Annotated in this window: 12 protein-coding genes; 10 read left to right on the top strand and 2 right to left on the bottom strand. The window is 73.7% G+C overall.

The window, feature by feature from the left end; genetic code table 11:
- Positions 1-36: 36 nt before the first annotated feature.
- Entirely contained in the window at positions 37-1,680 is a 1,644-nt protein-coding gene (locus tag N8K70_RS01530; RefSeq protein ID WP_317139854.1) for an ABC transporter ATP-binding protein, read from the bottom strand.
- Positions 1,681-1,964: 284 nt separating this feature from the next.
- The gene (locus N8K70_RS01535; RefSeq protein WP_317139855.1) at positions 1,965-3,260 is read right to left on the bottom strand and encodes a glutamyl-tRNA reductase; all 1,296 of its coding nucleotides are present in this window, start codon (positions 3,258-3,260) and stop codon (positions 1,965-1,967) included.
- A 111-nt stretch (positions 3,261-3,371) separates the two neighbouring features.
- Between N8K70_RS01535 and hemE the strand changes: the two genes are divergently transcribed.
- The 10 genes from hemE to N8K70_RS01585 all read left to right on the top strand — a co-directional run bounded on the left by hemE (position 3,372) and on the right by N8K70_RS01585 (position 12,214).
- Complete coding sequence (hemE, locus tag N8K70_RS01540; protein WP_317139856.1) at positions 3,372-4,406, top strand: uroporphyrinogen decarboxylase; 1,035 nt, start codon at positions 3,372-3,374, stop codon at positions 4,404-4,406.
- A gap of 21 nt (positions 4,407-4,427) precedes the next feature.
- Positions 4,428-5,936 carry a protoporphyrinogen/coproporphyrinogen oxidase gene (locus N8K70_RS01545; RefSeq protein ID WP_317139857.1) on the top strand — a complete coding sequence of 503 codons (1,509 nt, stop codon included), beginning with the start codon at positions 4,428-4,430 and terminating at the stop codon, positions 5,934-5,936.
- Between the two features lie 121 nt (positions 5,937-6,057).
- Entirely contained in the window at positions 6,058-6,384 is a 327-nt protein-coding gene (locus tag N8K70_RS01550; protein WP_317139858.1) for a hypothetical protein, read from the top strand.
- Entirely contained in the window at positions 6,384-6,800 is a 417-nt protein-coding gene (locus tag N8K70_RS01555; RefSeq protein ID WP_317139859.1) for a phage holin family protein, read from the top strand. The genes N8K70_RS01550 and N8K70_RS01555 overlap by 1 nt, the downstream gene beginning before the upstream one ends.
- Positions 6,790-7,077 (top strand): hypothetical protein, encoded by a 288-nt coding sequence (locus tag N8K70_RS01560; protein ID WP_317139860.1) that lies wholly within the window; start codon positions 6,790-6,792, stop codon positions 7,075-7,077. The genes N8K70_RS01555 and N8K70_RS01560 overlap by 11 nt, the downstream gene beginning before the upstream one ends.
- A gap of 80 nt (positions 7,078-7,157) precedes the next feature.
- Positions 7,158-7,838: a hydrogen peroxide-dependent heme synthase gene (hemQ, locus tag N8K70_RS01565; protein ID WP_317139861.1), complete on the top strand. Its 681-nt coding sequence runs from the start codon at positions 7,158-7,160 to the stop codon at positions 7,836-7,838.
- Entirely contained in the window at positions 7,835-8,830 is a 996-nt protein-coding gene (gene hemC, locus N8K70_RS01570; protein ID WP_317139862.1) for a hydroxymethylbilane synthase, read from the top strand. The genes hemQ and hemC overlap by 4 nt, the downstream gene beginning before the upstream one ends.
- A 17-nt stretch (positions 8,831-8,847) precedes the next feature.
- Complete coding sequence (locus tag N8K70_RS01575; protein WP_317139863.1) at positions 8,848-9,687, top strand: uroporphyrinogen-III synthase; 840 nt, start codon at positions 8,848-8,850, stop codon at positions 9,685-9,687.
- Positions 9,684-10,667, top strand: a complete 984-nt coding sequence (gene hemB, locus N8K70_RS01580; protein ID WP_317139864.1) for a porphobilinogen synthase — start codon at positions 9,684-9,686, stop codon at positions 10,665-10,667. Before N8K70_RS01575 ends, hemB begins: the two co-directional genes overlap by 4 nt.
- 62 nt (positions 10,668-10,729) lie before the next feature.
- The gene (locus tag N8K70_RS01585) at positions 10,730-12,214 is read left to right on the top strand and encodes a hypothetical protein (protein WP_317139865.1); all 1,485 of its coding nucleotides are present in this window, start codon (positions 10,730-10,732) and stop codon (positions 12,212-12,214) included.
- Positions 12,215-12,255 lie beyond the last annotated feature (41 nt).

The raw sequence follows: 12,255 nt of genomic DNA on the forward strand, positions 1-12,255 counted from the left end.
CAGGGAGACCCTTCGGGGTGGGGGAGGGGCGGGGCGTCAGACGGCTGCCGGGAGAGGCGCTCCGGCCTCCGGGACCGTGGGGAGGGCGGGGACGGCGGCGAGCAGCTCGCGGGTGCGCTCGTGGCGCGGCCCGGCCAGGATCTCGGCCGTCGGCCTGTCCTCGACGATCTGTCCGCCGTGCATCACGATCGTGCGGGTGCACATGCTCGCGACCATGGACAGGTCGTGGGACACGACGATGATCCCGGTCCCGCGTCGCTCGGAGATCTCGGCGAGCAGGGCGACGATCTGCTCGCGCATCGGCAGGTCGAGGCCGCTGACGGGCTCGTCCGCGACGAGGAAGTCGGGGTTCGTCGCGATGGCGCGGGCGATGGCCACGCGCTGGGCCTGGCCGCCGGAAAGCTCGCTCGCACGGCGGTCGAGGAACCGCTCGTCGAGGCCGACGGAGTCGAGGGCGTCGCGCACTCGGCTGTCGCAGTCGCACGGCACGTCGAGGCGGCGCAGCGGCTCGGCGACCAGATCGTGCACGGTCATGAGCGGGTCGAGCGCGCTCGCGGGGTCCTGCGGGATGTACTGCACCTTGCGGCGATACCACTTGAGCCGGCTCACGCTCGTGGGGAACACCTCCGCGTCCTCGCAGCGCACGGTGCCCGTGTCGGCGTCCTCGAGCGCGAGCACGAGCCGCAGCAGCGTCGACTTGCCGGAGCCGGAGGCGCCGACGATGCCGACGCGCTCCCCCGCCGCGATCGCCAGGCTCGTCGGGTGCAGCGCGGGCGTCCGCTCGCGGCGTGAGAACGGGCCCGTGCGGCGCGTGCGGTACGCGCGGCTCACGTCGGCGATGTCGAAGAAGCCCTCACGAGCGGTGCGGTCGGCCGTCGCGGGAGCGGCCCGGTCGGCGAGCGCGGCGAGTCGCTCGATGTGGGGCTGCACGGTGGCGGCGCGCGCGGCCCGGACGAGGTCGCGCGTGTAGGGCTCCCTCGGCGCCGTGAAGAGCGCGTCGATCCGGCCGTGCTCGACGATCCGGCCGTCCTTCAGCACGACGGCGTCGTCGCAGAGCTCCGATGCGACCGCGAGGTCGTGGGTGATGAAGAGGAGCGCGGGGGCGCTCGGCCCGGCGGTGTACCTCTTCAGCACGTCGAGGACCTTGGCCTGCGTGACGACGTCGAGGGCGGTCGTCGGCTCGTCGGCGACGATGAGCCCCGTGTCGCACGCGAGGGCCAGGGCGATGCACACGCGCTGCCGCTGACCGCCGGAGAGCTCGGCCGGGTGGCGGCGCACGAGAAGCCCGGGGTCGGGCAGCCCGACCGACCCGGCGAGCTCGACCGCGGCGGCCACGGCGTCGCGTCGGGAGAGGCCCCGGTGGCGGCGCAGCGGCTCGGCCAGCTGATCTCCGATGCGCACGAGCGGGTTGAGCGCGACGGCGGAGTCCTGGAAGACCATGCCGACACGGGCGTCCTCCGCGCGCCGGGGCGCGGGCACGCCCCGCACCTCGACGCCGTCGATCCTGATGCTGCCCTTCGTCACGGCGTTCGAGGGCAGGTGCCCGAGCACGGCTCCCGCGGTGAGCGACTTCCCGGAGCCCGACTGGCCGAGCAGGCAGACCCGCTGGCCCCGGGACACGGAGAACGAGATCCCGTCGACGATCGTCGTCCGGCCGATGGAGATCGTGAGTCCGGTCACTTCGAGACTTCTCATGGTGCCTCCCGTGCTGCTGGTCGCCCTCCGCGACGAGGTGCCCTCGCTGCGTCTGGTGTGACATTAGTTCCGATATGCAGATTGTCAACAATCAGCAACAGACTTTTTACACGCGGAAACACGGGGGCGCGCCCGCCTGCGGGGAGCCCCGGACGGGCCGGTCGTCTCTCGACGGCCGCGTCGATCAGCTCGGGTCCGCCGGCCTCCGGCGGACAGGGGCGCCCCGGCGTCTCACCGAGCCGTGCGTCGGCCCGTCGAGAGGGTCGGGCTCAGGAGGCCCTCGCCTCGCCCGTGAAGGGGCACACGGCGGCGTCCTGCGCGGCGGCGGCCGGGCGCGCGTCGATGCCGAAGAGGGTCTCGAGCGCGTCGAAGACCTCGTCGGAGCGCCCCTCGGCCGCGAGCCGCGCCGCGCGCGCCGTGGGATCGTGGAGCAGCACGCCGACGAGGTGGCGCAGCGCGTGCTCGACCTGCTCGCCCTCGCCGCGCCTGCGCGCGCGATCGACCTCGGCCTGGGTGAGCTCGAAGACGTGCTTGCGCAGCGCGACGATCGCGGGCTGCGCGCTCTGCTGTCGCCCGGCGAGGTGGAACCTCGCCGCGGCGTCCTGGACGATCGCACGGGCCGCATCCGTCGCCTGCAGCTCCTCGAGAGGCGCGTGGAGGCGGATGGTCTCGAGATCGAGGAGGGTCACGCCCGCGAGCGTCGCGACGTCGGGGGCGACGTTGCGCGGCATGCCCAGGTCGATGATCATCGTGGCGCCGTCGAAGCCGGCGTCGCGCAGCATGGCCGCGTCGATGACGGGCTCCTCGCGCGACGTGCACGTGATGACGAGGTCGGCCTGAGCCGCCGCGGCCGCGAAGCCGTCGTGGTCGACGCTGCGCAGACCGTGCTTGGCGGCGAAGCGCGCGCCGCGCCCGGAGGGCGAGTGCGCGACGATGTCCACGACCCCGTGGTCGCGCAGCGCCGCGATGGTCGCGGCGGCGTACGAGCCGGTGCCGACGAGCAGCGCCCGCTGCGTCGTCCAGTCGGCGATGCGGCTGGCGGCGAGATCGAGCGCGAGACGCACGAGCGACCGCCCGGCCCGACCGAGCGCGGTGGCGTTCTTCACGCCCTTCTGCGTCTCCGTCGCCCGCTGGAACAGGCGCTCGAGCTCGCTCGACGCCGTCCCGTGGTCGCGGGCCTCCTCGAGCGCGCGCCGCACCTGCCCGCCGATCTCGCCCTCGCCGATGACGACCGACTCGAGCCCGGACGCCACGGAGAACAGATGCTCCGCGACCTTGCCGCCGGCGCTCACCTCGTAGGCGCCGTCGAGGTCGTCGGCCGACACCCCCGTCGCGGCCCGGATGGCCTGCTGCGCGGCGTCCAGCGCCGCCTCGCGCGCCTCGCCCGACGGCAGGTCGAGGTCGATGTACGCCTCGAAGCGGTTGCACGTCGACAGCACCACGGCGCCGGAGACCTCGTCGCGATGTCCCGCGATGAGCGGCGCGATCGCGGTCGTGTGCGTGCTCAGCCGCTCGAGGAGGTCGAAGGGCGCGGTCTTGTGACTCGCGGAGAGGCAGAACAGCACGTCGGCCATTCTACCTCGCGGAAAAGGCAGTTATGAATCGTTCAGGATAAGGAAGGGTCGCCTTACCGGCCGTCTCCGCCGTCGTGGAGCGGCGGATGCGAGGATGGGGCCATGCCTTCCCCCGATGCACCGCTGCTGCGCGCCCTGCGCGGCGAGCGCCCGGAGACGACTCCCGTCTGGTTCATGCGGCAGGCGGGACGGTCGCTCCCCGAGTACCGCGAGCTGCGCGTCGGAACCCGGATGCTCGACGCGTGCCTCACCCCGGATCTCGCCGCCGAGATCACGCTCCAGCCGGTGCGCCGTCACGGCGTCGACGCCGGGATCTTCTTCAGCGACATCGTCGTGCCGCTGCGGCTCGCCGGCATCGACGTCGAGATCCAGCCCGGCCGCGGACCGGTCTTCGCCGACCCGGTGCGCTCGCGCGCCGACGTCGACCGGGTCACGTCCGTCGATCCCGCCGACGTCGCGGCGGCCGCCGAGCCCGTCCGCGAGGCGGTGCGCGCCGTGGTCTCCGAGCTCGACGGCTCCGGGACGCCGCTCATCGGCTTCGCCGGAGCGCCCTTCACGCTCGCGGCGTACCTCGTCGAGGGAGGCCCGTCGAAGGAGCATCTGCGCGCCCGCGCCATGATGCACTCCGACCCCGACGCGTGGCATGCGCTGGCGGGATGGCTCGCGCTGGTGTCCCGCGCCTTCCTCTCCGCGCAGATCGAGGCCGGCGCCGCGGCCGTGCAGCTCTTCGACTCGTGGGCCGGGTCGCTCGCCCCGGCGGACTTCCGCGCGTTCGTCGCCCCGCACTCGGCCGCGGCCGTCGCGGGCGTCGACGTGCCCGTCATCCACTTCGGCGTGGGCACGGGGCCCGTCCTCGACGACATGCGCCTGGGCGGCGTCGCCGCGGCCGTGGGCGTCGACTGGCGCGTGCCCCTCGACGAGGCGGCGCGCATCGTCGGTGCCGGCACCACCCTGCAGGGGAACATCGATCCGGCGCTCCTGTCCGCGCCGTGGGAGGTCCTCGCGGCGCACGTGCGCGACGTCCTGCGCCGGGGGCGCGCCGCGCGGGCGCACATCGTCAACCTGGGCCACGGCGTGCCGCCCGAGACCGACCCGGATGCGCTCACCCGCATCGTCGAGCTCGTCCACGCCGCCTGAGCGCGGCGGGCCGTTGAGAGGATGAAGAGCGTGACCGGACAGCTCGAAGACCTGTACGCCCTCGCGAACGACCAGCACGTCGTCGTCGTCGGAGCCGGTGTCGGCGGGCTGGTCGCGGCGTTCGAATGCGCCAAGGTCGGCATGCGGGTGACGGTCCTCGAGGCGGCGGAGCGCGCGGGCGGCGTCGTCCGCTCCGACGAGGTCGCCGGGCTCCGGCTCGACCTGGGAGCGGAGAGCTTCGCGACGCGCGGGGGTCACGTGCGCGCGCTCGTCGAGGAGATCGGCCTCGCCGACGACGTCGTCGCCCCCGGCACCGGCGCCGGCGGAGCCTGGGTCGCGGGCGTCCCCGGCATCGGCGCCGCCCCGCTTCCCGCCGGCGGAGTCCTCGGCATCCCCGCCAGCCCCTTCGCCGAGGACGTGCGCAGGATCATCGGATGGGGCGGAGCCTGGCGTGCGTACCTGGACCGCGTGAAGCCCGTGCTGACGATCGGCCACGAGCACAGCCTCGGACGCCTCGTGCGCGGACGCCTCGGGCCCAAGGTGCTCGACCGACTCGTCGCGCCCGTGACGACGGGCGTGTACTCGGCGCTGCCCGACGACATCGACCCCGACATCGCGGCGCCGGGGCTCAACGCCGCCCTCACGCGCACGGGATCGCTCACCGGCGCGGTCGCCGAGCTCGCGGGCGCGCGGGGAACGGCCCCGGGCGGGGCCGCCCTGGGGATCAGAGGGGGGATGGGCCGGCTCGTCGAAGCCCTCGTGGGGCGCCTGGACGTCCTCGGCGGAGAGGTCCGGACGTCCTCTCGCGTCGAGCGCATCGAGGAGGCCGACGAAGGATGGGTCGTGCACGTCGCGCCGACGGCGGGCGACGAGGGGGCGTCGCCCGCCGTCGGCGACGCGCCGGACGAGACGCCCTCGACGCTCGAGGCCGACCTCCTGATCGTCGCCGTCGAGGAGGCCGAGGCGCGGCGGCTCGTCTCCCCGCATGTCGCGGGGCTCGCCGCGGAGCCCGACCGGCCGGGTCCCGTGGTCGAGCTCGTCACGCTCGTCCTCGACACGGAGACCCTCGACGCGCGGCCCCGCGGCACGGGCGTGCTCACCGTGCCCGGGTCGCACACCGCGAAGGCGCTCACCCATGCGACCGCGAAATGGCAGTGGGTCGCCGACCTCGCCGGGCCCCACCGCCACGTCGTGCGCATCTCGTTCGGCACGCAGAGCGAGCCGCCCGCCACAGCAGGTCTCTCCGACGACGACGCCGTGGCGCTCGCGCTCTCGGAGGCGTCCGCTCTCCTCGGGGTGCCTCTGGCCGGGACCGAGCTCGTCGGAGCGCGCCGGGAGCGGTTCGCCCAGGCGCAGCCGGCGGCGACCGCGGGGCTCGCGGAGGCCACGGCGCAGGCGCGCGAGGCGATCCGGGCGGTCCCGGCCCTCGGGGCGGTCGGAGCGTGGCTGGCCGGGACGGGCCTCGCCCAGGTCGTCCCGGACGCGATCGCCGAGGCCGACCGGGTGCGCCGGAGCGCGCTTTTCGGCTGATCGCGCAGGCGCGTCCTTTTACTCGCATTGACGGTCATCCACAAGGCGGATGCCGAAGACGGCATACATGGCTACTGTGGGACACCTGAGCAACACACGAAACGATGTAGAGGAGAACCCGATGAGGGGGAAGCTGGGACTCGTGATCGGCGTCGGTGTGGGCTACGTGCTCGGCACGCGCGCCGGCAGGGAGCGCTACGAGCAGATCAAGGAGAAGGCGCAGGAGGTGTGGGAGATCCCCGCCGTCCAGACGCAGGTCGGCAAGGCGAAGAAGCTCGCGACGTCGAGCGCGCTCGCCATCCCGAGAGCGGCGTGGAGCGGGGCGATCAAGGTCGTGAAGGCCGCCACCACGTCCGGCACGCCGGGCCAGAGGCTCGACGCAGCGCTGGATGAGGTGGACGACGCAGCGGACGATGTGAAGGAAGCCACGAAGAGGACGCAGAGCTGATGCCGGAGCTCCCCCCCTCTCCCGTGCGCGACCGCGCGGACGACGGTCTCTTCTCGCTGATCGGCGACCTTCCGGAGCTCGTCCGGAACCTCGTCGTCGCCGAGGTGAACGCAGCGAAGAAGTGGGCCGTGCGCACCGCGAAGGACGCCGGCATCGGCACGGGATGGCTCATCGTCGCCCTGTTCTTCCTCTTCTGGGCCATCCCGGCGTTCCTCGGCTTCGTCGTCGCGCTGCTCTCGCTCTGGCTGCAGGTCTGGGCGGCGGCGCTCATCGTGTTCGGCGTCGGCCTCGTGCTCGCCGCCGTGTTCGCCCTGCTCGGCGTCCTGCGCTTCCGCCATCTCGCCAAGAGCGAGAACCCCGTGCAAGCCGCCAAGACAGACGTCGGCATCGTCAAGGAGGTCGCTGGTGAGTTCTGACGCTTCGCGCACAGACGCCGTCCTGCCCAAGACCATCGTCCCGAGCGGCATCGACGACCCGGTCGAGCGGGCCCGGGCCGAGCTGAAGGCCGCGCTCGCCGCCATCGAGGTCAAGGGCAACCTTCCCCGTCGCGCGGCGGAGGCGACCGAGCGCGGCGTCGCCAGGGCGAAGACGTTCGCCGAGCGCAGCCCCGTCGCCGCGGCCGCGGCCGCGGTGTCGGTCGCCGCGGCGGTCGGAGTCGCCATCTGGGGCGTGGCTCGCATCGTCTCGCGCTGAACGACGACGTCGAAGGCCTGGTCACGGGACGATCCGGGGCCCGTTTTCGCCTTATCGAGCGGGAGGCGCATGATGGAGTCATGTCTGACGAACCCCTCGAGACGACCGGCGACAACTACAGCCTCTGGGCCGTGTGGCGGCGCGATCCGCACCGTCCCGTGAACGAGGCGGACGCGACGGAGCTCGAGGACATCGTCGGCCTGCTCGAGGGCGAGGGCGTGACCGTCCGCGGCTTCTACGACGTCAGCGGGCTGCGTGCGGACGCCGACCTGATGGTCTGGGTCCACGGTTCCGTCGCGGAGGACCTGCAGCGGGCCGTGCGGCGTCTGCGACGCACCGACCTGCTCAAGGACCTGCTTCCCACGTGGAACGCGATGGCGGTGCATCGAGACGCGGAGTTCAACAAGCGTCACGTGCCCGGCTATCTGCGCGGCATCCCCGCGAAGGGCTGGCTCACGGTCTACCCGTTCGTGCGCAGCCACGAGTGGTATCTCCTGCCCGACGAGGAGCGCCGGGCGATGCTCGCCGACCACGGCCGCAAGGGAGCCGCGTTCACGGGCGTCGTCGCGAACACCATGGCGTCGTTCGCGCTCGGCGACTACGAGTGGATGCTCCCCATGGAGTCGGACGAGCTGACCGAGCTCGTCGACATGATGCGCGAGCTGCGCTACACGGATGCCCGTCGTCACGTGCGCGAGGAGGTGCCGTTCTTCACGGGTCGCCGCATCCCGGCGTCCGCCGTCCCCGAGGTGCTGCAGTGACGACGGCGCCCATCCGTCTCGGCACGCGCCGCAGCGCCCTCGCGATGGCTCAGTCGTCGCAGGTCGCCCGCGCGCTCGAACGCGTCTCGGGCCGCTCCGTCGAGCTCGTGCAGATCGTCTCGGAGGGCGACGCGTCCCGCGCCTCGCTCTCGCAGCTCGGCGGGACGGGGGTGTTCGCGACCCGGCTGCGCGATGCGCTGCGGGCGGACGAGTGCGACCTGCTCGTCCACTCGCTCAAGGACCTTCCCACGGCGGACGCCCCCGGCCTGCTGCTCGCGGCGACGCCGGAGCGGGCCGACGCCCGTGACGTCGTCCTCACGCGCGACGGCACCGCGCTCGCGGATCTCGCACCCGGCGCGACGGTCGGCACGGGTTCGCCGCGCCGCATCGCGCAGGTGCGCGGGGAGAACCCCGGCGTCGAGGTGCGCGACCTCCGCGGCAACGTCGACTCGCGCATGCGGCGCGTGCGCGACGGCGAGCTCGACGCCATCGTCCTGGCCGCCGCGGGGCTCTCGCGTCTCGGCGCGGAGATCGACCTGGTGGCCGAGCCGCGGGACCTCGCAGCCTGGCCGGCGGCGGCGGGACAGGGATCGCTCGCCGTCGAGACCCGGGCCGACGCCGACGCGGAGCTGCTCGAGACCCTCCGCGCCCTCGACGACCCCCGGACGAGATTCGCCGTGATCGTGGAGCGCGCGATCCTCGCCGGCGTCGAGGCCGGCTGCCACGCCCCCGTCGGCGTGCACGCCGTGATCGACGACGACGAGCTCCGCGTGAGGGCGGCCGTCTACGGCGCGCAGCCGGGCGACGAAGTCGTCGTCGACCGCGCCGAGCCCCTGGCGCAGGAGTATATTCGTCCCCAGGGCAGCGGCAAGGGTGCGGACGCTGCTTCGCGCGTCGCCCATGAGCGCGCGAGCGGGATCGGCGCCCTGGTCGCCGGTCTTCTGCTCGATCGCGGGGCGGCGGAGCTCATCTCCCCCTCGACCGCCTCATGACGGAGCCTGTGGAACACATGACCGGAAAGCCCCTCGCCGGATGGCGCGTGCTCGTGCCGCGCGGCGGCCCATGGGGCGACGGCGTCGCGGCGCGTCTGCGGTCGGACGGCGCGGTGCCCGTCATCGCCCCGCTCATCAACTTCGCGCCGACCGAGGACACCGCCGCGCTCGAGCAGGCGCTGCGCGACCTCGCGGACGGCGCCTTCGACTGGGTCACGGCGACGAGCGCGACGACGGTCGACGTCCTCTACGCGTACGGAGCGGCCATCCCGGCCGGGACGAAGGTCGCCGCGGTCGGCGAGACGACCGCGGCCGCCCTCCAGGCCGTCGGCTACGCCGTCGACCTCATCCCCGACACCGACAACTCCGCGGCCGGGCTCGCGCGGCAGCTGCTGGCCCTCGAGCCGGAGCCGAGGCGCATCCTCACGCTGCGCAGCGAGATCGCCAAGCCCGTCCTCACCGACGCGCTGACCGCCGCGGGCCATGACGTGCACAGCGTCGTCGCCTACCGGACGGTCGGCGTCCCCGCTCCCGAGCGCGCGCATCGGGACGTCCTCAACGGACGCATCAACGCGATCCTCGTCACGAGCGGATCCGTCGCCCAGCAGGTGCGCGAGCAGTTCCCCGACATCCCCGATCAGACGATCATCGCCGCGATCGGCCCCCGCACCGCACGGGACGCGGACGCGGCCGGGCTCCCGATCCACGTCGTCGCCGCCAAGCAGACCATCGACTCCCTCATCGACGCGCTCGCGGACATCCCCGTGCCGCCGGAGACGCCGGAGGCCCGCGCCGTGCCTCCCACGACCCCGACCGAGGTCATCCAGGTGGTCGAGGAGAACGAGGCGCGCCGGTGAGCTTCCCCTCCCAGAGGCCGCGCCGGCTTCGCCGGACTCCCGCGGTCCGCAGGCTCGTGCGCGAGACGCACGCGGTCCCGTCGCAGCTCGTGCTGCCGGCGTTCGTGCGCGAGGGGATCTCGGAGCCCGTCGCGATCTCGTCGATGCCCGGCGTCCGGCAGCACACGATCGACTCGCTGCGCCGCGCCGCGGTCGAGGCCGCGGAGGCGGGCGTCGGCGGCATCATGCTGTTCGGCGTGCCCGCCGTCCGCGACGCCGTCGGCTCGGGCGCGGACGACCCGGAGGGCATCCTCAACGTCGCCGCCGCGGCGCTCGCGGCCGAGGTCGGGGACGCGCTCGTCGTGCAGACCGATCTGTGCCTCGACGAGTTCACCGACCACGGCCACTGCGGCGTGCTGACCGCCGGGGGCGCCGTCGACAACGACGCCACCCTCGAGCGCTACGCCGCGATGGGCGTCGCCCAGGCCCGGGCGGGCTCCGCCCTGCTCGGGCTCTCGGGCATGATGGACGGCCAGGTCGAGGCCGTGCGCGAGGCCCTCGACGCGGAGGGCTTCATCGACACGATCGTCCTCGCGTACTCCGCGAAGTACGCCGGGGCGTTCTACGGGCCCTTCCGCGAGGCGGTCGACTCGCAGCTGAAGGGCGATCGCCGAACCTATCAGATGGATCCCGGCAATGCGCGCGAAGGCCTCCGGGAGGCGCTGCTGGACGTCGAGGAGGGCGCCGACATCGTGATGGTGAAGCCGGCCCTGCCGTACCTCGACGTGCTCGCCGACGTGCGCGCCGCCGTCGACGTCCCCGTCTGGGCGTACCAGGTGTCGGGGGAGTACGCGATGGTCGAGGCGGCGAGCGCGAACGGCTGGATCGATCGCCGGGGCGCGATCGAGGAGTCGCTGCTGGCCATCCGGCGTGCCGGGGCCGACGCGATCCTCACGTACTGGGCCGTCGAGGCCGCCCGCTGGCTGACGTCCGGCCGCTGATCGGGCGGGCACGGCAGCCCGTGCCCCTATCGCCGGCCCGGCTCTGGCGCTAGCCTGACGGCATGCGGCGACGAAGCGCTTCCCTCCTCCTGCTCGCGTGCGCCCCGTTGCTGCTGACCTCGTGCGTGCCGGAACCCGACGCCGGGCCGACGCCGACGCCGACCCCGCTCACGGAGGAGCAGGTGCTCTCGAGCATGCTCGGCGAGACGGTCGAGCCCGAGTGGACCGTCGCGCTGGAGTCGGTCGGGTCGGAGGTCGTCCGGATCGACGACGTCGTGCTCTTGTACACGACGCACGACGAGGGCACCTACCTGCAGGCTCTGGACGCCGAGAGCGGCGACACCCTGTGGGAGGCTCCTGCGACGTCCGGCGCCTCCGGCGTCGACGATCCCTGGGCGCCCGTCGTGGCGCGCGACGCCGAGGGGGACGCGGTCACCATGACCGTCGGGGCCGCGGAGCAGCAGGCCGACGGCAACTGGGCCCACCCGCTGACGCTGCGCGACGCGCGCACCGGGGAGGCGCGCCCGTCGCCCGCGGCGACGTGGGTGTCGACGGTGTGGGAGTGCGACGAGGGGTTGTGCCTGTACGCCTGGGAGCCGAGCGACGACCCGGAGGGGATCTGGCGCGAGGCGACGCTCGACGTCGGCTCCGCGGAGCTCGTCCCCGGCGAGGAGACCGGCGGCTCCACCGGCTCCTGGCAGATGACGGACAACCTCCTCCTCGGCGTGGACGAGGACTACCTCGCCTGGCGGGTCGACGGCGAGGAGGTGTGGCGGACCACCCTGTCGGACCTTCTTCCGGACGGGGTGTCGCCCGACGTCTTCGGCGGCGGGTTCAGCTTCCGCGTGGCCGTCGACGAGCCGTTCGCGCCGACCGCCGCGATGATCGACTTCGAGGCGCCCGACGGCGCGGCGGCGGGCGCCTTCGCCTTCGCGCTCGACGACGGGCATCCGCTCTGGGCGCACGACGACATCGTCCTGTGCAGCAGCGGCGTGGCGATCCTCTGCCCCCTCGAGGACGTCGGGGCGGCCGACGACGTCGAGGCTCCGGACGAGCCTGTGGCGCAGACGTACCGGGGCCTCGACGTGGCCACCGGCGAGGAGACCTGGTCGACGACGCTGGACGAGGTCACGACGGGTGCCGAGGCTCCGGCCGCGAACGCCATCGGGTATCTGCGCGTGATCGACGGCGGCGCCGCGATGTATCTCGCCGCCGACACCGGCGAGGCGACGCCGTCGCCCGAGGGCGCGATCACGGCCTGCATCGAGGAGACGACGTGGATGGGCTACGAGAACGCGCGCAGCACGGACGAGTGGACGGAGTTCTCCACCGGTGTCGTCGCGTCGCCGTGCGACGCAACGGGCGAGCCTGTCGCGGGGGCGTTCAGCAGGTCGGCGGTCGTCTCCTCGACCCCGTCGGCGTGGCGCGACGGCGAGGAGCTCTCCTCCGCGGCGGTTCTGGGAGGAGCCACGGAGGACCCGCTGGATGACAGCGCCGCCTGGTACTACGTCGCGACGGACGGGGGCGTCGAGGCCTACCGCTTCTGAGCCCGCCGCGGACGTGCGCCCGCCCGGGGCCCCTCGGCGCC

This window comes from Microbacterium sp. AB (assembly GCF_032878875.1).
Classification (GTDB): domain Bacteria; phylum Actinomycetota; class Actinomycetes; order Actinomycetales; family Microbacteriaceae; genus Microbacterium; species Microbacterium betulae.